The sequence below is a fragment of the Methylobacterium mesophilicum SR1.6/6 genome, assembly GCF_000364445.2.
Taxonomy (GTDB): domain Bacteria; phylum Pseudomonadota; class Alphaproteobacteria; order Rhizobiales; family Beijerinckiaceae; genus Methylobacterium; species Methylobacterium mesophilicum_A.
In genome coordinates this window covers 2,914,965-2,934,321 of sequence record NZ_CP043538.1, presented here as the reverse complement: position 1 = coordinate 2,934,321, position 19,357 = coordinate 2,914,965, and the positions used below count along the sequence as shown (strand labels likewise).

Genomic DNA, 19,357 nt, shown 5'->3' with positions numbered 1-19,357 from the left:
CAGCAATTCCCCGGCAAAGCTCCGTCTTGGCTAATAGACCGTTCGCGAATGACTGGTCTTGCCAGGGGTCTTTCGGCTTTCTTTACCGCGCGATGCGCACGCTGCGCGGATCCGGGCCGTGCGGCTCGATCGGTTCAGGGCCATGCTGTCGTCGCGCACCAAGCACCGGATCTTCGCATCCGGTTTCCGCGCCATCCAGGCGGTCGGCGCGGATCGATGGCTGGCGCCGGCCGCGCGTGGCCTCGGTGTGATCCTCACCTTCCACCATGTCAGCCCCGACCCCGTGCCGGCCTTCGCGCCGAACCGGCTGCTGTCCATCACGCCCGATTTCCTCGACCTGACCCTGCGCGAGCTTGACGCCCGCGGCTTCGAGGTGATCGGGCTCGATGAGGTACCGAGGCGCCTCGCCGCCCCGGATTACGGCCCACCCTTCGCGGCCCTGACCTTCGATGACGGCTATCGCGACAACGTCGTGCACGCGCGGCCCGTCTTGGCCCGCCATGGCGTTCCCTGGACGCTGTTCGTCACCAGCGCCTTCGCAGATCAGCGGGGGCGGCTCTGGTGGCTCGAGCTCGAGCGCGCGATCGTGCGGCTCGACCGAGTGCGGATCACCATCGGGTCGCGCAGCCTCGACCTGCCGGCCCGCAGTCCGCAGGAGAAGGCGATCGCCTTCGATGTCATCTACCGTGACCTGCGCGGCGGCGACGAGGAACTTCTCCTCGCGCGGATCGCGGACCTCTGCCGGCAGGCGGGCTTCACGCCAGGCGCGCTGGCCGCCGACCTGTGCCTGTCCTGGGATGAGATGCGCGCGCTGGCCCGCGACCCCGCGGTGACCTTCGGCGCCCACACGGTCAGCCATCCGATGCTCGCCAAGCACGAAGCCGCTGTGGCGGCCCGCGAGATCGCCGAGGGACGCGACCGGATCGAGGCGGAACTCGGACGTCCGGTCCGCCACCTGTCCTACCCGGTCGGAGATCCCGGTTCGGCGGGACCGCGGGAATTCGCCTTGGCCAGCGCCATGGGCTTCGACACGGCGGTGACCACACGGCCTGGTCATCTCTTCGCCGACCACGCCGGCCACCTCCACGCGTTGCCGCGGGTTTCGGTGAACGGTTGCCACCAGTCGCGCGCGGCGCTGGCGGGCCTGCTCTCGGGGGTGCCGTTCCTGGCCTGGAACCGCGGCCGCCGCCTCAACGTCGCCTGACCCGAGCCCTCGGCCTCAGTGACGCCGCCGGTGGCGATAGCCGGTGGAGAAGGAGGCATATTGCCGGCCGCGGCTCGCGCGGTAGCGGCGCCGGCGGCTCGTGGTGGCTTCGGCAGTTTCCTCGACCTGCGGGATCGGCTCCGCCATGGCCGCCGCCGGTGTCGAGGCGATGTCGGCCGAGGCGTAGCCGCCGGCCACGTTCTTGGCCGCCGGGCCGAACATCGCCAGGCACTGATTGTAGGCGAGATCGTTCTTGAGCCGCTCGCACTCGCCGATGGAGCGCGGCGTCCCCTGCGCCGGAGCCGGCAGCGGGGCCAGCAGCACGACAAGGGCGGCCAGGGGCGTCAGGCGCAGGAAGGAAGAGGACACGGAGGCTTGATCTCAGCGGCGGACGCGAACGCTTGTGGCGCCCGAGTGCGGCGAAATCGAGGGTCCGCGTCAGCGATCCGGGCGCTCCATCCACCGGATCAGCGGCATGAGCGGGAAGATCCAGGCGATCCCCAGGATCGAGTAGAGCACGGCCTGGACCGCCGCGGGCGTTTCGGAGATCCGGCTGTCGGCCAGCGCCATCGCGAGAGGCCCGTAGACGCACACGAAGGCGAGGATCGCCAGGGTACCGATCAGGGTGCGTGTGCGGCGGCGCATGGTGGATTCCGAAGCTCTGCGACCGGCGCGGCGGCGCTGACGGCGACCGCTACCGACCGGCGCCGCGCTTGGCAACGCGCGCAAGGCCGCGGGCAAGGTTGCGGGCCACGCAGCAGGTAAGGCCGCCGGCTGCGGCGCCGCCGACGTTGCTGGCGCGGCGCGCTTCGCCTAACCCGGGCGCCGCGGCCGAGACGTTGCGGCCGGCGCGGAAGGGGTACGGATGGTCATGGACGGCACGGACGACCGGCGATCGGGGGTGCGGGCGTGGCTGTACGTGGTCGCGGCTCTGGTCGTGGCCATGGTGGCGGTCGGTGGCGCGACCCGGCTCACCGGATCGGGCCTGTCGATCACCGAGTGGCGACCGGTCACCGGTGCCCTGCCGCCGCTCTCCGAGGCCGACTGGGCCGCCGAGTTCGCCAAGTACAAGGACACGCCGCAATACAACATCCTGAACCAGGGCATGGGCCTGTCCGCGTTCAAGGTCCTGTACGGTTGGGAATGGGGGCACCGCCTACTCGGGCGGATCATCGGTCTCGCCTTCTTCCTGCCGCTCATCGTGTTCTGGTGGCAGGGGCGGATCAGCCGCCGCCTCGGGCTCGGCCTGCTCGCCCTGGGCGTGCTTGGCGGCCTGCAGGGCGCCATCGGCTGGATCATGGTCGCCTCCGGGCTTCAACCCGGCATGACCGCGGTGGCGCCAATCAAGCTCGCCCTGCATCTCACCACGGCCAGTCTGATTTTGGCCGGCCTCGTCTGGCTCGCGGCCGGTGAGCGGAGCGGCGTCTCGGCGCCTGCGCCGACGCGCCTGCGCGTCACCGCCACCCTTCTGCCGGCCCTCGTGCTCGTGCAGATCTTCCTCGGCGGCCTCGTCGCGGGATCGCACGCCGGTCTCGTCTACAACACGTGGCCGACCATGGACGGTCACCTCGTGCCGCCGGCGGACACGCTGTTCGCGATCCGCCCGTGGATCGAGAATTTCGTCGACAACCACGCCCTGGTTCAGTTCGACCATCGCGTCACGGCCTACCTGGTGGTGGCCGTGGCAATCCTGCACGCCGCCGACGCGCATCTCCAGGGCCACGCCGGCGCGACCGCACGGGCCCGCGGCGTCGCGGTGCTGGTGCTCCTCCAGGTCGCGCTCGGTATCGCCACCCTCGTTCTCGGCGTGCCGCTCTGGGCCGCGCTGGCGCATCAGATCCTGGCGATGGCCGTGCTGACGATGGCGACCGTCCACGCGCGCCTGAGCCGCGGTACCGGTCGGGTACGGGCCACCGCCGAGACGCTGCCTCTAGGGTTCGAAGGCTTGGCCGGCCGCGGCGCATAGCTTTTCGGCGCCGCACCAAGGTTGCGGCAGCGCACGGGAGCTATACCAAGCCGTCAGAAACTTTGGGATAACTCCGCTCAGCATTCTTCACAGGGAACGATAAAGACTTCCCAAGCTTTAAGCTGCACGCGTTGCAGGAGGCTTGAAGATGTCTCTCGCGGAGGATGGTCGTCCTCTCTCCCTGTCCTGGCACTACACGCCGCGGGAGATCATGGCTGACGGCGTGGTCCACGGCCTCGGCGTCGTGCTGGGGTTCGTCGGCGCGCTGGCGCTCGTGGTGACGGCGGTCACGGCCCATCTCGGCTTCGGCGAGCGGGCGGCGGTCGTAGTCTACGCCACCGCGCTGGTCCTGATGCTCGGCGTCTCAGCCCTTTACAACATGCACCCGGTCAGCCCGCGGAAATGGCTGCTGCGGCGAGCCGACCACGCGCTGATCTACCTGATGATCGCCGGGACCTACACGCCGCTCGTCGCCCTCGTCGGCTCCGGCGGCCGGGCCTACGGCCTCCTCACGGTGATCTGGGTGGTGGCCCTCATCGGCATCGCCGTGAAGCTGTTCCTCCCGGGACGCTTCGACCGTCTCTCCATCGTGCTGTATCTGATGCTCGGCTGGAGCGGGCTCTTCGCCTACGAGTCGGTCATCGCGACACTTCAGCCCACGGCCCTCTGGCTGCTGGCCATCGGCGGCGCGCTGTACTCGATCGGGGTGGTGTTCCACATCTGGCGGACGCTGCCGTTCCAGAATGCGATCTGGCACGGCTTCGTCCTGGTAGCCACCGCCTGCCACTACGGCACCATCTGGGCTAGCCTTAACGGATTGACGACGGCGTAGGTCGAATCCGCGCCAGTAGAATTCCGGTTACCCTCTTGACCAAAAGGCCCGATCCGTCCGGCTGTCTTTAAATTCGTTGCGACCACTGGTGCATCAGAACTTCCGGGACTGATCTTCCCGGAGCGATACCGTGATCGCCAAGACGAACGACACACGAAGCGTTCAGCGTTACAGGATCCTGCACGTCTTTCGCGCTCCGGTCGGCGGCCTGTTCCGCCACGTAATGGATCTGGCGCGCCTTCAGGCCGCGGCCGGACATGCGGTCGGCATTGTCTGCGATTCCACGACCGGCGGCGAGCGCGGGGAGCGAGCCCTCGCGGAACTGTTGCCCGGCCTCGAACTCGGCCTCATTCGCGTTCCGATGAAACGCAATCCGCATGTGTCGGACTGGTCATGTCTGCGCACCGTGAGCCGGCGGGCCGCCATGGTGGGTGCCGATGTCCTTCATGGGCACGGGGCAAAGGGTGGGGTCTACGCGCGTCTCGCGGCGGCCGGACCGGCTATCCGGGCCTACACGCCGCACGGTGGCAGCTACAACTATCGTCCCGGCAGCCCGCTCCACCGCCTCTACATGGGCGCGGAAGCCGTGCTCGCCCGCCGGACCAACGCCTTCCTGTTCGAGAGTGAGTATGTCGCTGGCCGGCATCGGTCCTTCGTGGGCGGACCCGAGCGGGTGACGCGGATCGTCCACAACGGCATCGCGGAGGCGGAATTCGCCCCGGTGCAGCGGAGCGAGGACCCGTTCGACCTCCTCTACGTCGGCGAGTTGCGGGAGGCGAAAGGCCTGCCCTACCTGCTCGAAGCCCTGGTCCAGCTTCGCGCCGAGGGCCGGGCGCTGCGGCTCCTGATGGTCGGATCGGGGCCGGACGCCGAGATCCTGCGCCAGACCGTCGAGCGGCTCGGGCTCGCCGATGCGGTGGCCTTCGAGCCGCCGCAGGCGATCCGGTCGGTTCTGGCCCGTGGCCGGATCCTCGTGGTCCCCTCTTTGGCGGAGTCGTTGCCCTACGTGGTTCTGGAGGCGGCGGCCGCCGCCCAGCCTCTGGTTGCAACGCGCGTCGGTGGCATTCCCGAGATCTTCGGTCCGGCCGCGGGCGACCTCGTCCCGGCCCGGGAGCCCGAGGCGCTGGCCTCCGGGATCCGGCGGATCCTGGACGATGCGCCAGAGGTGCTCGCCGCCCGGGTGCGCGCACTCAGCGAATCCATCCGCCAGCGCTTTTCCCTGGACCGCATGGGGAGCGAGGTCATCGCCGGCTACACGGCCGCCTTCCAGGCTCGCGAACTGCCGCGCGCCGTCGAGGCGCCCGGCGTCGCCGGTTCCAGGACGGCGTGAGCGCCGCCACGGGAATGTGAAGGGTAAGCACCCGACGCGGCGGCGCAGATCGCCGCGGCCGGCGTGTCCTTAAGTCTTCCGACAATGCCGCGTGCCACTCTGCGGTCGTTCAGCCGCTAGGTGCCGCGGGAGGGGCCGACCGATGAGCGCGTTCGATATCCGCGATCTCCTGGAAGCGACCGGGCCCTCCGAAGGCCAGCCGGTTGCTGTCCGTCCGGAGCCGGTGCCCCTTGCAGAAACCACGGTCGCGCGGCCGGGTGCGATCTCCCCGGTGGTGGTGGCCGGCTTGGTCCGGGCGCTTGAGGGCGTCTTGATCTTCGGTCTCGGATCGCTCCTTCACCTGCTGATGCTGCACGATCGGGTTCCGTTCGGCCTCACCTATGTCGGCGCGATCGGAGTCATCACGCTCACGACGATCGCACTGATCCAGGTCTCCGGGGGATACCGGATCGGTGCCTTCCGTGCCTTCTTCAAGACCGCGATCCGGCTGATCGCCGCATGGTCGATGACCTTCCTGATGATCGCCACAGGCCTGGTCCTCGCCAAGGTCGCCGATCATTACTCACGCCTCTGGCTCGGCGTGTTCTTCGCCACGGGTCTCGCAGCGCTCATGGCGGGACGCTTTGTGCTCTACCGGATCATCGACGCGCAGACCCGCGCCGGCCGTTTCGACCGGCGCACGGCGATCGTCGGCGGCGGGAAGCCGGCGGAAGACCTCATCGCGGCGCTGGAGACGCAGAGCGAGAGCGGCATCCGCATCGTCGGCGTGTTCGATGACCGCAACACCGACCGGTCGTCGGACGTCGTGGCCGGCCATCCCAAGCTCGGCAACGTCGACGACCTCGTGGCCTATGCCCGGCATGCGCGCCTCGACCTGATCGTCTTCACCATCCCGATCACCGCCGAGGGACGCATCCTCCAGATGCTCGCCAAGCTCTGGGTGCTGCCGATCGACATCCGCCTGTCGGCCCATGCTGCCAAGCTCCGGCTGCGGCCGCGCAGCTACTCGTATCTCGGTTCGGTGCCGGTCCTCGACGTGTTCGACAAGCCGATCGCCGACTGGGACGTCGTGGTGAAGGCGCTCTTCGACCGCTGCGTCGGGCTGGTGATGCTGGTCGCCCTGTCGCCGGTGATGCTGGCCATCGCCCTGGCGGTGCGGTTCACCTCGCGAGGGCCGATCCTGTTCCGGCAGAAGCGCCACGGCTTCAACAACGAGCTGATCGAGGTCTACAAGTTCCGCTCGATGTACGTCGATCAGTGCGACGCCGGTGCGGCGAAGATGGTCACACGCGGCGATCCGCGCGTCACGCCGGTAGGCCGCTTCATTCGCAAGACCTCGCTCGACGAGCTGCCGCAATTGTTGAACGTCCTGAAGGGAGACCTCTCGCTGGTCGGCCCGCGTCCCCATGCGCTCCAGGCGAAAGCCGCCAACACGCTGTACGATCAGGTGGTGGACGGATACTTCGCCCGCCACAAGGTCAAGCCCGGCATCACCGGCTGGGCGCAGGTGAATGGCTGGCGCGGGGAGACCGACACATCCGAAAAGCTGCAGCGGCGCGTCGAGCACGATCTCTATTACATCGAGAACTGGTCGGTGCTTCTCGACCTGCAGATCTTGCTGACCACGCCCTTCGCACTGCTGAAGACTGAAAACGCGTACTGAGCATCCTTCAAAGCGCGGCCGGCCCATGGCCGGCCGCTGGATGACGGCGATCTACGGCAGCGCGCCGGCCTTCTCCTTGGCCTTCATGATCGTGTCCCGGCAGCCCTGAGCGTCACCGGACTTGTCCTGCTGACGGGCTTGAGCGACCAGCTTCTTCGCCTCTTCGACACCCGAGGCCGTCGGCTTCACGTCGGCGTCCGACTTGGTGAGCGTCGGCGGCTTGTCGAGCGCCTTCGGGGAGTTTGACGAGGTCGGACCGTTGGCGGGGGTCGAGCCCGTGACCGAGGCTGCACCGGCGCTATCGAGACGCCGCTGCAGCGTGTCCACCTCGTCTGAGCACGGGGTCGCCAGTGCTGGCGTCGCTGCGGCGAGGGCCAGGGCTGCGATGGCGAATCGGAACATCATCGAGGGATATCTCCAGGGGGTCCGGTCGCGCGGTCGGCATCTCGGTGAGCCGGATCGCGCGGCTCGAAGCAGAGCGACTACGGTGGAGACGCCGGGCGCTCGGTGCCGTTCCCGAGACAGGAGGCCGCACCGCCGCGGCCTGCAAACGCGACGGGCGCCCGCCACGGTCCGAAGACCGCGGGGGGCGCCCGCATTTCGAGCCTGCCTGGATCAGTACTTCCGGATGATCGGTTCCGGCGCCATCGGCACCGGATCGGCGCCGAAAGCGTAGCGGACGCCGGCGTAGATCGAGAAGGGCTGCGCCAGGGTCGTGGTCCGCGGGTCGCTGATCCGCAAGTTGCCGGCGACCGGACCCGGTTCGGCGAAGGTGCCGAATGTCGCGTAGCGATTATTGGTCAAGTTCGTGATGAGACCGAAGATCTCGAGGTTCTTCGTGACCTGATACTTCGTCTGCAGGTTCAGCGTGTAGTAAGCTGGCAGTTTGCGGTTCAGGTTCGACTCGTCGCCGCGGAAGTAGGACGATGAGAAGGCCTGGAGATAGAGGCCGAGCTGCCAAGCGGGGGTGATGAAGTAGTCGAAGCCGGCCTTGATCTGGTGCGCCGGCACCAGAGGCACGATGTTGCCCTTGCGGACCTGGATCGCGCCGTCATCGGCGAGCGGGTTGTTGGGCGACGACAAGGTTCCGTTGAACTGGAAGGTCGCATCGACCAGCGCGTAGTTGGCATAGACCCGCAGATAATCGGCCGCGTACTCGCCGCCGACCTCGATGCCCTGCCGTTGCGTCGACGGCACGTTCACGAAGTAGGCGCGGGCGGTGTTGCCGGGGGTGGCGAGCGACAGGATGTCGTTGGCGAGATCGGTGCGGAAGGCGCCGATCTTGTAGGTGATGATGCCGCCGTCATAGGTGTTCGGCAGTTGGCCGCGGAAGCCGACCTCGTAGGTCCGCCCGGTCACCTGCTTCAGCGGCGGGTCGGCCACAAGGGAGTTCGGCAGCAGGCACGGACGGTCCGGATTGGCGCAGGCCAGCTCCAGCGGGGTCGGCGCCCGGTTCGACTCCGAGTAGCTGCCGTAAAGGTTCAGCGCGTCGAAGAAGCGATAGGTCAGGCCCGCCACCGGGTTGATCTTGTTGTAGTAGTGCGTGCCGGTCACGTCCGGCGAGAAGCCGGTGAGATCCGCGCTCTCGATGCGCGCGAAATTCAGTCGCGCGCCGGCCGTCAGCGACAGCCGGTCGGTCACGTCCAGCGTGTCGAGGGTGTAGAGGCCCATATAGAGGTTGGAGCCGTTGACCGAGCTCGGCGCGATACCCAGTGCTCCGGCGGTTCGCAATTGCGGGGTGCCGAGACCGGGAATGTTCCCGTAGTAGAAATTGTTCGGATTGGTGGTGATCGACAGGTCGGGGTTGATCACGCCGAGGGTGCTGGACGATTTGAACGAGTAGTTCGCCGTGTCGATGCTACCGCCGACCACGAAGGTGTTGGGCAAGCCGAACACGCGGTCGCGGTTCGAGGCCTGCAGCGAGCCGCCGAAGCCTGTCGCCTCGGTCCGCGTCGTATCCAGTGTGCCGTACGGGATACCGGCGCGGAACGGGACGCGCTGGTTCTGCTGGCCGAGGATCAGGAACTGGTTGCGGAAGGCGAGCTGCGACTGGCCCGGAGCGCGGGTGAATCCGTCATCCTCGAAGCAGAGATTGCCGCGGAAACTCGACTGCGTGCTGCAATTCTCGAAGTTGCCGTCGTTGCCGTCGACATAGGTCTGGCTGAAGCGGCGGAAATAGGCGTTGCCCGCGAGATCCCAGGTCGGCGAGATGTCCACCCGGCCGGTGAGCTGCAGCGTGCCCACTTCGGTGGTGGTGGTTTGCGGGAAGGTGAAGATCGCCCGCGGATCGCGATGGGTGAAGTCCACCGGGGTGGCGGCGGCTGCGCCGTAGAAGCTGCGGGCGGCGAGCCCGATCAGGTGGAACTCCGAATCCTGTGAACGGTAGCCGATGTCGCCGTAGAGGCGTCCGATCGTGCTCGGGCTCTCGTATCGCCAGCCGCGGTCGTTCAGCCCGTCGCCCGTGAAGTACACGCTCCAGGGGCCGGAGACCTTGCCGTATTCGAGGTAGCCGGCGGTGCGCGCGTCCGAGCCGCCCCAGGCGGCGATCTCGGTGCCCTGCCAGGTGAAGCCGTTCTTCATCTGGATGTTGACCGCGCCGCCGAGCGCGTTGAGGCCGAAGACCGGATTGCCGGTGACCACGTCGATCCGCTGGATCGCCTGCGGCGGGATCAGGTCGAAGTTGACGATGTCGCCGAAGGCCTCGTTGATGCGCACGCCGTTCTGATAGACGGCCAGGCCCTGCGGCACGCCCTGCACCGGCGAGGCGGTGAAGCCGCGGTAGGTCACGTCGACCCGGTTGTTGTTGCCCTGCGAGTCCGAGATGTTGATGCCGGGCGTGCGCCGCGCCAGCGTCGTGACGAGGTTGTTGCTCGCCTGATCGATGGTGAGGTCGCTCGCCGTGACGGATTCGACCGTGCTGGGGATCTTGTAGAGGGGCTGCTCGCTGCCGCGCAGGCGGGTTATCCCGGTCGGGCCGACCGAGCCGATCGGCGGAACAGGGCCGGGACCGTTGAAGGTCTGAGCTTGGCTCGAGTTTCCGCCGCCTGAACCCACCGGCGTCGTCGAGACCACGCTGATCTCGCCCAGCGTCACCGATTGTTGGGCCTGCGCGGCGCCCGGCAGGACGGTCCCGGCGAGGATCGATGAAGACGCGACCAAAGTGCTCCGCAACGCGCGAAGTGACATTCCTGCCCCCGTACCGTGAGACCCATGCCCGTTAATGACGGGCTTGTGATCACTCTTGGCCGGTGGCGACATGGCACACAATTGTTCGTGAACCACGTACGCGCTGTTTCCGCCGCATTTCGGGCATCGCGAGCCTCATCGAGGCGCGACGTGACGAAACGGCAACAGTTTTTCCAACGCGTTCAAAGACTTAGGGAGAGTTAGGCAAACGAGCCGGGGAAATTCGGCAATTGTCGCGCCTCTCCTTCGAAGGCCCGCTCAGAGGCGGGCCTGGATCAGCCGTGCGATGTCGCCGAGTCGCTGCTCCAGCAGTTGCGGCACCTCGCAGACATAGGTCAGCGATTGGCTGCGCTCTTGGAAGATCCGCCGGTCCCAGGCGAACTTCGTCTCAAGCTCGGACTGATCCTTGGGCAGCTCGGTGGCGTCAGAGGCGCTGGGTGCATCCTTCACCTGACTGATTTTGTCGGCCTCGTCGCGGATGCGCTCCGCCATCCGGCGCTGTCCCTGCGCGTAGCGGCCGATGCCGGACATCACCTTGTCGCGCTCGCCGTTGAGCACCTCGAAGACGCCCGCGTAGACGCGGGTCAGCGCCTTGTCCTTGGCGTCCTTGTCCGTTCCGAACTTGCCGGCGAAGTCGTCGAGCATGGGGCCGACCTGCGTCAGCTCCGTGCGCCGGGACGCGATCTTTTGTGCGAGAACCGCGGCGTCATTGTCGCTGCCCCAGTCACCCGCGGCGGCGATGTCAGGCCCCGTCCAGAACTGGCCCGGGCTCAAGGATGCGACCTTGCGCTGGACGCAGGGCCAGTCCGGATCCTGCCGGGGCTGCGCCAGCGCCGGGCCGGCCAAGCCGGTGAGCCCGAACGCCAGGCCGAGGATGCAGTGAGCGGAACGGTTCATCGGACGGACTCCATCAGGTGGTCTCGCCGGCCGGGCCGCCCCGGCGGGCCATGATGCCGCGGCCGGGATCGTAGGCGACCACCGCCATGCCGAAGAAGGCGAGCGTCACGCCCACCACCACGGCACAGGCGACCGGCTCGAACTGGACGTAGAGGGCGTAGCGGACGAGCTGAACCGCGTGGCTGAACGGGTTGAGCTCGCAGATCCAGTACAAAGTCTCGGAGGATTCCCGGATCCGCCACAGCGGGTAGAGCGCCGAGGAGGCGAAGAACATCGGGAAGATCACGAAGTTCATCACACTGGCGAAATTCTCGAGCTGACGCACCAGCGACGAGAGGAACAGGCCGATCGCGCCCAGCATCAGCCCCGTGGCCAGGAAGGCCGGAAGCGCCGTCAGGTAGCCCAGCGGGGGGATATCGGTCTCCCAGAAATAGGCCACAGCCAGGAAGGCGTAGGCTTGGACGACGGAGACCGCGACGCCAGCGATCAGCTTGGCGAGCAGCAGCAGCCAGCGCGGATAGGGCGAGGTCAGCAGCACCTTCATCGAGCCGACCTCGCGGTCGTAGACCATCGACAGGGACGACTGCATGCCGTTGAACAGCTGGATCATCACGGCGAGGCCGGGGACCACGTAGACCTCGTACAGCACGTAGGTCTGGTAGGGCGGCTCGATGGAGACGCCCAGCGTGTTGCGGAAGCCCGCCGCGAAGATGAAAAGCCACACCAGGGGCCGGACCAGGGCCGAGAAGAACCGCTCCTTCTGATTGAAGAAGCGCAACAGTTCACGGCGTACGATTCCGCCGAGGCATATCAGGTAACCGACGGCATCGAGGCGGCCGATGCGGCCGTGCGGAACTGAACCGGCCCTCATGCCGCCGCCCTCCCCGGCTCGGCCACGATTCGGCGGAACGCCTCCGCCAAGCCTTCTCCGGGCGCGCCGATGTCGCCTGCCCGGCCGCGGGCGACGATCCGGCCGCGGTGGAGCACGACCGCGTCGTCCTCGGGCGCGATCTCCTCGAAGATGTGGGTCGCCCACAGGACCGACAGGCCTTCCTCGCGCACCAGCGCACGCACGATCGCCACGATGTCGGCCCGCGATTCCAGATCGAGACCGACGGTCGGCTCGTCGAGCAGCAGAAGGTCCGGCCGGTGGATCAGCGAGCGGGCGATCTCGATCCGGCGCGACTGGCCGCCGGAGAGCGTCCGCACCTTGTCGTGGCGCCGGTCCGCGAGGCCGACCCGGTCGAGCAGCACGCCGACGCGGGCCTTCCCGGCGCCGCGGGCGATGCCGTGGAGGCTCGCGTGATACAGGAGATTCTGCTCGACGGTGAGGTCGGTGTCGAGCGTCCGGGCCTGGAACACCACGCCGAGGCGTGCGAGCGCGCGGGAGGGTTCGCGGTCCAGGGCGTGCCCGAAGATCGACACCCGCCCGGTCTGGTTGTTGTAGAGGCGGGTGATCACCGAGAATAGCGTTGTCTTGCCCGCGCCGTTCGGCCCGAGAAGCGCCGCGAAGCGCCCGCGCTCAACAGTGAGCGACACGTCGTCGAGGGCGGCGCGGCTGCCGAAGCGGTGGCCGACGTGATCGACTTTGAGCGCCGCCGCGTCCCCGCCGCTCATCGGCCCAGGACCTTCCGGGCATCGGCGACGGCGTCGAGGCACTCGTCGAACTCGCCCTCCTTCTGCTCGCGCTCGGCCACGCGCAGGGCCTTCTTAAGCTTCGGGATCGCGGCCTCGGGCGGGTTCAGAGCCAGAGCGTCACGGATCATCGTGATGCCCTCGGCGCAGGAAGAGGCGTCGTCGGCGGCCAGGGCCGGGGTCGCGAGGACGAGGCACGCGGCCAGCAAGATCACGCGCATCACTTCACCGTCAGCGTGCCAGTCATGCCCTTCGCCTCCAAGCCGCGCGCCTCCCACGTGTAGGTGCCGGGCTTGATGGCGACGAACTCGATGGCGATCTCGCCCGGATCATCGAACTCGAGGTGATCGGGCGGTCCGCCGCCGTGAATCTCCTTGTGCTCGATCACGATCTGATTGAACCAGATGTACCGGAAGAACTCCGGCGCGTAGAATTTGTATTCCTGGCGCCCCTTCGCGACGATGCGCAGGCGATAGGCCTTGCCGGACTCGAGCGTGATGTCCTTGTTCTCCACCACGAAATCGTTGCCCTGATCGTCGCCCAGCACGAGATCCGGCAGGTTCTCCCGCTTCTTGGTCAGGTCGAGGGCATTGGCCGCCCCGGCCGCGAGCAGCCCCGCCAGAGCCAGGGCCGCCGTCTGAAACATACGCGTCATGTCGTTCCCTAACCTTCGGTCGCGGCTTCCGCGGCCTGTCCGTTGCGGCGTCCGTGTCAGCCGGGATCAATTCGGCGAGATCGCCACGCCCCAGGGCAGCAGGCCGACCGGGATACTCTTGACCACCTTCTCGGCGGCCACGTCGATCACCGAGACGTCGTTGGAGGTGCCGTTCGTGGTGAACAGCATCTTCTGGTCCGGCGTGAAGGCGAGCTGCCAGACGCGCTGGCCCACCGGCAGGTACTTCTCGACCTCATAGGACTTGGCGTCGATCACCGCGACCCGGTTGGCTGGACCGAGCGCCACGAAGGCCTTGGTTCCGTCCTTGGTGATCCGGATGCCGACCGGCTGGATCGCCTCGTCGTTCACGCTCGGAATCTTGAAGGTGATCTTCTTGACGACCCGGCGCTGGGCCACGTCGATCACGCTCACTGTGCCGCCCACCTCAGCGGACACCCAGAGGAACTTTCCGTCCGCGGTGAACTCGGCGAAGCGCGGCCTGGCATCCACCAGCACGTTGTCGATGACCTGGAAGGTCTTCGTGTCGATGAAGTGGGCCATGTTGGTCGTCTCGGAGGTGTTGACGAGGATCTTCCCGTCCGGCGACAGGCCCATCCCCTCCGGCTCGACGCCCACCGGCACCTCGGCCAGCACCTTGTTCTTCTCGATGTCGATGATGGTGACCTGGCTGTCGTCCTCGTTGGCCACGTAGAGGGGATTGCCCGAGGCATCGAGGATGAACTGCTCCGGATCCGGCCCGGAGCGCAGCGAGCGCACGACCTTGCCGGAACTCGTGTCGAGCACGTCGATACGGTCGTCGTCGCTGGCGCAGACGAACAGCTCTTTACCGTCCTTCGACACGGTCACCCCGCGCGGGCGGCGGCCCACCTTCCAGGTCGCGGTCACGGCCATCGTATTGGTGTCGATGACGCTGACGGAATTGCCCTTCTCGTTGGTGATGTAGGCCGTGTAGGCGGCGGCCGGCCCGCAGAGGGCGAACCACGCACCGAGGGCGAACACGCTCAGACCTGCCTCGACGCGGCGGCTCATGCCATTCCCTTCCCTTGCGACTTCCCGACGTCCTCGCGGGACGTTCTCGTCAGCCAATTGTAGTGCGATTTCCGCGCGTTGCGAGGGTCGGTGCCGCTCGACATCGCCGCAGGCGGGGGTGTCATTTGAATTTGCAGGTCGTCTCCGGGAGGTCCACGCCCAGCGTGTCGAGGGGCGTGCGCTGGTGCAGGAAGCCCTGCTCCGGCGCCACCGAGACCAGCGCTTTCGGCTGAACCACGATGATCGCTTGGCGCAGCTGGTGGTCCCAGGGGCGGAAGCTCAGCGGCACGCCCTTGTAGGCCGGCAGCGTGAAGTCCGGCTCGACGAGGTAGGGCCCGATGACCGCCGGGTCGTTGGTCTTCTTGGCGGTGACGGCCTCGCCGACCGTGCGCACCGCCGCCCAGACCTGATAGTCGAGCGGCCGCATCAGCCGACCGGCGAGCCGGCGGAAGCGATTCTGGGCCTGCGCGGCGCCCCAGGTTTCCAGCACGGGCGACCACGTGGTCGGCGTCAGCGCCTGCGTGCCGCCCACCGGCCGGGGATCGACCGTGCGGTAAGGGACGTAATCGCCCCAGTCGCCCTCTTCATCGGCGACGATCGCCATGTCGTAGTCGAGGCCGCGAGTGAAGACCATGGCCTCCGCGCGGGTGGGCGTGTCGCCCCGCGCCTTGGCCAGGGGACCGAAGGTCCAGGGCTTCTCGGCGGTGATCTTCAGCGCGAATTTCCGCGCCGAATTGCGCACCGCGTCGGCATAGGCCTTGTCGGCCTCCGTCGGACCGACGATCAGGAAAAGCTTCCGCCAGCGCATGACGGTGAGGTACTGCGCCAGGGCATCGGTCAGCATGGCCCGCGACGGCAGGATGTGGAACACGTTGGCCCGGCAATCGGCCCCGCGCAGGCGGTCGTCGGGCGCGCCGGCATTGAGCACCACGGCGCCCGAATCCTTCACCGCGTCCGCGACGGCCAGGACGGCGTCTGCGGGCAGCGCCAGAACGAGGTAGCGCACGCCCTTGGCAACGAGATCCTTTGCGGCCGCCACCGGATCGGCCTTGTCGTCGGTCAATGCCACGTCGTCGAGGGCGTAGGTCTGCTTGGTGAATCGGCCGGTGGTGTTGTTGTCGTTGATGCCCATCTTGGCGCCGGCGAGCCCCTCGTCCTCCGGCGCCGCCTCGGCATCGTAGGAGGATGGTGCGGGCTGCGGCCGGTAGATCAGGCCGACATGGGTATCGATCGGCTGGGGTGCGGGCTGCTGCGCCCAGGCGGGGATCGGCGCCAGCGCGAGCACGGCGAGCGCTGCGCGCCGCCATGTCGGACGCCGGACGGTGGTCTCGAGTGCAGGATCGTGCATAGGCGCGGCCTCTATCAGCTTCCGCTCCGGTCGCTCAACCGCGGCCGGTGGTCCCCACGTTCACGTTCCCGTCCTGGGTCAGCGAAGGCCCGAAGTACATTGCCAAATTGACCCTTCGCCCGACCTATGCCGGAATTGATGCCGCCGAACCGGGTGGCAGGACTGCGAGAGGAAGGCACCGCCCATGCGTCTCCTGACCATGCGTCACCTGACCCTCCGGGTGGCGGCCGCGTGCGGGCTCGTCGCGCTCGGAGCCGCGCTGCCCGGCGCCGCGCAGGCGGCCGACAAGGCGGCCGTCTTCCCCGTGGAGCTGTTCGATCCCGGCGCCTCATATGGCGCCCGGGCGCGACCAGCCGACACCAAGAAGCTCGCGCTCGTCACCGACGAGCTGCGCAAGGCTCTCCACGATCAGGCCGGCCTGGAGATCGTCGACACGGCGCCCAAGGCCGATGTCGTGGCCAAGGAAGGACCGCTCTACAAGTGCAACGGCTGCGCGACGGATATCGGCAAGAGCCTGGGTGCGGACCTCGTCGTGACGGGTTATGTGGAGAAAGGGTCCGGTCAGATCTTCAACCTGAACGTCTCCATCGCCGAGGCCGGCACCGGCAAGGTGGTGCGGGGCGGACAGGTGACGATCAGGGCCGACACCGACGATACCTGGGCTCACGCCATGCGCTGGGTGGTGAAGAACCGCCTTCTCGCCGAGCCGCTGCCCGGAAGATCGTGAGGCGTTCCGTCACAAGTTGAGTCCACCGTGCCCGCGTCCCACGTCAAAGTCGATTCCCACCCGCGCCTCCTGGTCAGCGTCCGCGATCCGGCCGAGGCCGAGGTCGCGCGGCTCGCTGGCGCCGACCTGATCGACGCCAAGGATCCCGAACGGGGGGCCCTTGGCGCCCTCGACCCGAATATCGTCCGCGAGATCGTCGGCCGGGTCGCCGGCGCGAGCGAGACGAGCGCCGTGGCCGACCCGACGCCGCCGGCCGTCGCCGCCATGGCGGCGACCGGGGTCGACTGGGTGAAGGCTGGCCTCGATGCGCCCCGCCGACGGGACAAGTCGGCGTTCGCCGGTTTGGCCGCTGCGGCGCCGGGACGGCTCATTGCCGTGCTCTTCGCGGAGGACGGACCCGCCGCCACGCTGGTGCCCGCCCTGGCGGAAGCGGGCTTCGCGGGTGCCATGATCGACACGGCCGGCAAGGGCGGCGTCCGTCTGCCCGACCTGACCGCGCCGGAGGATCTGGCGGCCTTCACCGCCGCCTGCCGTCGCCACCACTTGATGAGCGGTCTCGCGGGCTCGCTGCGGGCTATCGATATTCCGATCCTGGCGGGACACGGATCGGACTACCTCGGATTCCGCGGCGGCCTGTGCCGCGACTTCGACCGGCGCAACGGCATCGATCCCCTACGGATCGCCGAGGCTCTGCGTGCCCTGCGGCCCAGCCGGCGGGACGCCGCGTGACGGTGATCGTCAAGGTCGGCGGGAGCCTGGAAGCGGATCCCCACCGCCGGCGCGCGCTGCTGGCTCGGCTCGCGGACGGCACGCATGGGCGCTGCATCATCGTGCCGGGGGGCGGCACATTCGCGGGTGCCGTGCGGGCCGCGCAGATGCGGGAGGGTTTCAGCGACGCCGAAGCCCACCGCCGGGCGCTGGACGCGATGAGTGACGCGGCCGGCATCTTCCGCGGGATCGAGCCGCGACTCGTCCAGACCTTCGAGCCCTGGGCCGAGGCCGGATCGGCCACCGCGCGCGTGTGGAACCCGCGCCGGCTGCGGGCCGGCCATCCCGATATCCCCGAGACCTGGGACGTGACCTCCGACAGCCTCGCGCTCTGGCTCGCGGGCCGGATCGACGCGGAAAGCTGCGTGCTGGTGAAGTCCCGCGACGCGGCACCGGCGCAGGATGCCGCGGCGCTCGCTCAGGATGGGCTGGTGGACGCCGCCTTCCCGAGTTTCGCGGCGCGTTATGCAGGGCGGATCGAGATCTGGGGACCTAGCGGCCCGGTTCCGGTCACCGCGAGGGCCGCGGCGTGAGCGCATCCGAGCACATCGTCTTCGTCACGGGCCGCCTCGCCCGCGCGCGCCTGGAGAAAGTGGCGGCCGGCCTGCCGGACCGGTTCCGCTGGAGCATCGCGGATGCCGGCGTGAAGGTCGCGGCGCTGATGACCGAGGAGATCATCCGCCGCCGCGTCGCGCTGCCGGAAGGGGCCACCCGGGTCATCCTGCCCGGACGCTGCCGGGCCAACCCGGAGCATCTCGCCGCGCATTTCGGCGTGCCGGTGGAGCGGGGCCCCGACGAGGTGGTCGACCTCCCGGCCTGGCTCGGGCTCACCGCCCGCAAGGTCGACCTCTCCCGCCACGATCTGCGGATCTTCTCCGAGATCGTCGATGCCTCGAAGATGAGCGTCGCGGAGATCCTGGCGAAGGGGCTCGACCTCGCCCGGCGCGGCGCGGACGTCATCGATCTCGGCGGCCTGCCCGACACGCCGTTCCCGCACCTCGAGGAATCCGTCCGTGCACTGAAGAAAGCCGGCCTCAAGGTCAGCGTGGATTCCTTCTCGCGGGACGAACTCGCCCGCGGTGCGGGCGCCGGGGCCGACTATCTGCTGAGCCTGAACGAGGAGACCCTGGATCTCGCCTTCGAGACCGATGCGGTGCCGATCCTCGTTCCCACGCGGCCGGACGACCTTCCCTCCCTCGATCGCGCCATCGCGCGGATGCTGGAGGCCGGTCGGCCGTTCCTGGCGGATCCGATCCTCGAGCCGATCCATCACGGCTTCGTCGATTCCATCGCCCGCTACCGCGAGACTCGCGCCCGCTGGCCCGACATCGCCATGATGATGGGCACCGGCAATCTCACCGAGCTGACCGAGGCGGATTCGCTTGGCGTGACCGCGCTGCTCGTCGGCATGTGCTCGGAGTTGTCGATCGGCAACGTGCTGATCGTCCAGGTCTCCAACCACACCCGCCGCACCATCGAGGAGCACGATGCGGCCCGGCGGGTGATGTACGCGGCGAAGGCGGACTCGGCGCTGCCCAAGGGTTACGGGCGGGCGCTTCTCGCCGTGCACGACAAGCGCCCCTTCGTGCAAACTGCGGAAGAGGTCGTTCAAGCCGCTGCGGAGGTGCGCGACCCGAATTACCGGATCGCGGTCGCGAAAGACGGGATCCACGTCTACAACCGCGACATCCATAGGGTCGGCACCGACGCGATGGCTTTCTTCCCCGATCTCGATGTGGCCAGCGACGGCGCCCATGCATTCTATCTCGGCGCGGAACTCGCCAAGGCCGAGACAGCCTGGCGGCTGGGCAAGCGCTACGTGCAGGACGAGCCCCTCGACTGGGGTTGCGCCGCCGACGCCGAGGTCGAAGATGCCACCGCCTTCAAGAAGGCCGGACACACCCGGCATTCCGGGCCGGACGCGCCGCCGCCCGGGACTCGGGATGCCCGGCTCGTGAAGCCCGAGGCCGACGCCCGGCCGCCCGAGACCGTGACGGAGATCCAAGCGCGCGACGAGACCGGCCCGGATGGTTCCCAGGACCGGCCCGCGAAGCTGGTCTGCGGGCGGCTTGTGCCGGCGGACAGGGCATGAGCCG

20 protein-coding genes are annotated in these 19,357 nt (G+C 68.3%); 9 read left to right on the top strand and 11 right to left on the bottom strand.

From position 1 onward, the window contains the following. The first annotated feature begins 142 nt into the window (after positions 1–142). Positions 143–1,204 (top strand): polysaccharide deacetylase family protein, encoded by a 1,062-nt coding sequence (locus MMSR116_RS13965; RefSeq protein WP_010682516.1) that lies wholly within the window; start codon positions 143–145, stop codon positions 1,202–1,204. A gap of 15 nt (positions 1,205–1,219) precedes the next feature. Here the strand turns inward: MMSR116_RS13965 and MMSR116_RS13960 are convergent, their stop codons facing one another. Both MMSR116_RS13960 and MMSR116_RS13955 read right to left on the bottom strand, forming a co-directional pair. Next, positions 1,220–1,573, bottom strand: coding sequence for a hypothetical protein (locus MMSR116_RS13960; RefSeq protein ID WP_010682517.1), 354 nt, complete (start codon positions 1,571–1,573; stop codon positions 1,220–1,222). Positions 1,574–1,642: 69 nt separating this feature from the next. Continuing rightward, the gene (locus tag MMSR116_RS13955) at positions 1,643–1,849 is read right to left on the bottom strand and encodes a DUF2842 domain-containing protein (protein ID WP_010682518.1); all 207 of its coding nucleotides are present in this window, start codon (positions 1,847–1,849) and stop codon (positions 1,643–1,645) included. A 220-nt stretch (positions 1,850–2,069) separates the two neighbouring features. On the opposite strand from MMSR116_RS13955, the gene MMSR116_RS13950 reads away from it, so the two are divergent. The 4 genes from MMSR116_RS13950 to MMSR116_RS13935 all read left to right on the top strand — a co-directional run bounded on the left by MMSR116_RS13950 (position 2,070) and on the right by MMSR116_RS13935 (position 6,995). Further along, a complete protein-coding gene (locus tag MMSR116_RS13950) occupies positions 2,070–3,170 on the top strand; it encodes a COX15/CtaA family protein (RefSeq protein ID WP_039892300.1) in 1,101 nt (366 codons plus the stop codon). Positions 3,171–3,318: 148 nt separating this feature from the next. Continuing rightward, a complete protein-coding gene (trhA, locus tag MMSR116_RS13945) occupies positions 3,319–4,002 on the top strand; it encodes a PAQR family membrane homeostasis protein TrhA (RefSeq protein WP_010682520.1) in 684 nt (227 codons plus the stop codon). Positions 4,003–4,132: 130 nt separating this feature from the next. Continuing rightward, complete coding sequence (locus MMSR116_RS13940; RefSeq protein WP_010682521.1) at positions 4,133–5,332, top strand: glycosyltransferase family 4 protein; 1,200 nt, start codon at positions 4,133–4,135, stop codon at positions 5,330–5,332. 142 nt (positions 5,333–5,474) lie between these two features. Continuing rightward, positions 5,475–6,995, top strand: a complete 1,521-nt coding sequence (locus MMSR116_RS13935; RefSeq protein WP_010682522.1) for an undecaprenyl-phosphate glucose phosphotransferase — start codon at positions 5,475–5,477, stop codon at positions 6,993–6,995. 51 nt (positions 6,996–7,046) lie between these two features. Here MMSR116_RS13935 and MMSR116_RS13930 read toward each other — a convergent pair whose 3' ends face one another. The 9 genes from MMSR116_RS13930 to MMSR116_RS13890 form a co-directional block, all read right to left on the bottom strand. Next, positions 7,047–7,400: a hypothetical protein gene (locus MMSR116_RS13930; RefSeq protein WP_010682523.1), complete on the bottom strand. Its 354-nt coding sequence runs from the start codon at positions 7,398–7,400 to the stop codon at positions 7,047–7,049. Positions 7,401–7,610: 210 nt separating this feature from the next. Beyond that, positions 7,611–10,181 (bottom strand): TonB-dependent receptor, encoded by a 2,571-nt coding sequence (locus tag MMSR116_RS13925; protein WP_039892302.1) that lies wholly within the window; start codon positions 10,179–10,181, stop codon positions 7,611–7,613. A 258-nt stretch (positions 10,182–10,439) separates the two neighbouring features. Continuing rightward, positions 10,440–11,078, bottom strand: a complete 639-nt coding sequence (locus tag MMSR116_RS13920) for a hypothetical protein (protein WP_010682525.1) — start codon at positions 11,076–11,078, stop codon at positions 10,440–10,442. Positions 11,079–11,091: 13 nt separating this feature from the next. After that, on the bottom strand, positions 11,092–11,949 hold the full coding sequence (locus tag MMSR116_RS13915; RefSeq protein WP_010682526.1) for an ABC transporter permease: 858 nt from the start codon (positions 11,947–11,949) through the stop codon (positions 11,092–11,094). After that, positions 11,946–12,695, bottom strand: a complete 750-nt coding sequence (locus MMSR116_RS13910) for an ABC transporter ATP-binding protein (protein ID WP_010682527.1) — start codon at positions 12,693–12,695, stop codon at positions 11,946–11,948. The genes MMSR116_RS13915 and MMSR116_RS13910 overlap by 4 nt, the downstream gene beginning before the upstream one ends. Further along, entirely contained in the window at positions 12,692–12,934 is a 243-nt protein-coding gene (locus MMSR116_RS13905; protein WP_039892304.1) for a hypothetical protein, read from the bottom strand. Before MMSR116_RS13905 ends, MMSR116_RS13910 begins: the two co-directional genes overlap by 4 nt. Next, on the bottom strand, positions 12,934–13,368 hold the full coding sequence (locus tag MMSR116_RS13900) for a hypothetical protein (protein ID WP_010682529.1): 435 nt from the start codon (positions 13,366–13,368) through the stop codon (positions 12,934–12,936). Before MMSR116_RS13900 ends, MMSR116_RS13905 begins: the two co-directional genes overlap by 1 nt. A 66-nt stretch (positions 13,369–13,434) precedes the next feature. Beyond that, entirely contained in the window at positions 13,435–14,418 is a 984-nt protein-coding gene (locus tag MMSR116_RS13895) for a YVTN family beta-propeller repeat protein (protein ID WP_010682530.1), read from the bottom strand. 121 nt (positions 14,419–14,539) lie between these two features. After that, positions 14,540–15,766 (bottom strand): ABC transporter substrate-binding protein, encoded by a 1,227-nt coding sequence (locus tag MMSR116_RS13890; protein ID WP_010682531.1) that lies wholly within the window; start codon positions 15,764–15,766, stop codon positions 14,540–14,542. A gap of 184 nt (positions 15,767–15,950) precedes the next feature. On the opposite strand from MMSR116_RS13890, the gene MMSR116_RS13885 reads away from it, so the two are divergent. The 4 genes from MMSR116_RS13885 to MMSR116_RS13870 are packed head-to-tail and all read left to right on the top strand — an operon-like array spanning position 15,951 to position 19,353. Then, positions 15,951–16,493, top strand: a complete 543-nt coding sequence (locus MMSR116_RS13885; protein ID WP_010682532.1) for a DUF3280 domain-containing protein — start codon at positions 15,951–15,953, stop codon at positions 16,491–16,493. Between the two features lie 27 nt (positions 16,494–16,520). Then, the gene (locus MMSR116_RS13880; RefSeq protein WP_010682533.1) at positions 16,521–17,222 is read left to right on the top strand and encodes a (5-formylfuran-3-yl)methyl phosphate synthase; all 702 of its coding nucleotides are present in this window, start codon (positions 16,521–16,523) and stop codon (positions 17,220–17,222) included. Further along, positions 17,219–17,794 (top strand): aspartate/glutamate/uridylate kinase, encoded by a 576-nt coding sequence (locus MMSR116_RS13875; RefSeq protein WP_010682534.1) that lies wholly within the window; start codon positions 17,219–17,221, stop codon positions 17,792–17,794. The genes MMSR116_RS13880 and MMSR116_RS13875 overlap by 4 nt, the downstream gene beginning before the upstream one ends. Beyond that, entirely contained in the window at positions 17,791–19,353 is a 1,563-nt protein-coding gene (locus tag MMSR116_RS13870) for a DUF6513 domain-containing protein (RefSeq protein ID WP_010682535.1), read from the top strand. Before MMSR116_RS13875 ends, MMSR116_RS13870 begins: the two co-directional genes overlap by 4 nt. The last annotated feature ends 4 nt before the right edge of the window (positions 19,354–19,357 follow it).

Excerpts from the sequence above, each read along its gene's own strand:
- MMSR116_RS13900 (WP_010682529.1), bottom strand. The coding sequence starts at position 13,368 with ATGACGCGTATGTTTCAGACGGCGGCCCTGGCTCTGGCGGGGCTGCTC.
- MMSR116_RS13955 (WP_010682518.1), bottom strand. The coding sequence starts at position 1,849 with ATGCGCCGCCGCACACGCACCCTGATCGGTACCCTGGCGATCCTCGCC.
- MMSR116_RS13950 (WP_039892300.1), top strand. The coding sequence starts at position 2,070 with ATGGTCATGGACGGCACGGACGACCGGCGATCGGGGGTGCGGGCGTGG.
- MMSR116_RS13930 (WP_010682523.1), bottom strand. The coding sequence starts at position 7,400 with ATGATGTTCCGATTCGCCATCGCAGCCCTGGCCCTCGCCGCAGCGACG.
- MMSR116_RS13925 (WP_039892302.1), bottom strand. The coding sequence starts at position 10,181 with ATGTCACTTCGCGCGTTGCGGAGCACTTTGGTCGCGTCTTCATCGATC.
- MMSR116_RS13905 (WP_039892304.1), bottom strand. The coding sequence starts at position 12,934 with ATGCGCGTGATCTTGCTGGCCGCGTGCCTCGTCCTCGCGACCCCGGCC.
- MMSR116_RS13920 (WP_010682525.1), bottom strand. The coding sequence starts at position 11,078 with ATGAACCGTTCCGCTCACTGCATCCTCGGCCTGGCGTTCGGGCTCACC.
- MMSR116_RS13965 (WP_010682516.1), top strand. The coding sequence starts at position 143 with ATGCTGTCGTCGCGCACCAAGCACCGGATCTTCGCATCCGGTTTCCGC.
- MMSR116_RS13915 (WP_010682526.1), bottom strand. The coding sequence starts at position 11,949 with ATGAGGGCCGGTTCAGTTCCGCACGGCCGCATCGGCCGCCTCGATGCC.
- MMSR116_RS13890 (WP_010682531.1), bottom strand. The coding sequence starts at position 15,766 with ATGCACGATCCTGCACTCGAGACCACCGTCCGGCGTCCGACATGGCGG.
- MMSR116_RS13910 (WP_010682527.1), bottom strand. The coding sequence starts at position 12,695 with ATGAGCGGCGGGGACGCGGCGGCGCTCAAAGTCGATCACGTCGGCCAC.
- MMSR116_RS13885 (WP_010682532.1), top strand. The coding sequence starts at position 15,951 with ATGCGTCTCCTGACCATGCGTCACCTGACCCTCCGGGTGGCGGCCGCG.
- trhA (WP_010682520.1), top strand. The coding sequence starts at position 3,319 with ATGTCTCTCGCGGAGGATGGTCGTCCTCTCTCCCTGTCCTGGCACTAC.
- MMSR116_RS13895 (WP_010682530.1), bottom strand. The coding sequence starts at position 14,418 with ATGAGCCGCCGCGTCGAGGCAGGTCTGAGCGTGTTCGCCCTCGGTGCG.
- MMSR116_RS13935 (WP_010682522.1), top strand. The coding sequence starts at position 5,475 with ATGAGCGCGTTCGATATCCGCGATCTCCTGGAAGCGACCGGGCCCTCC.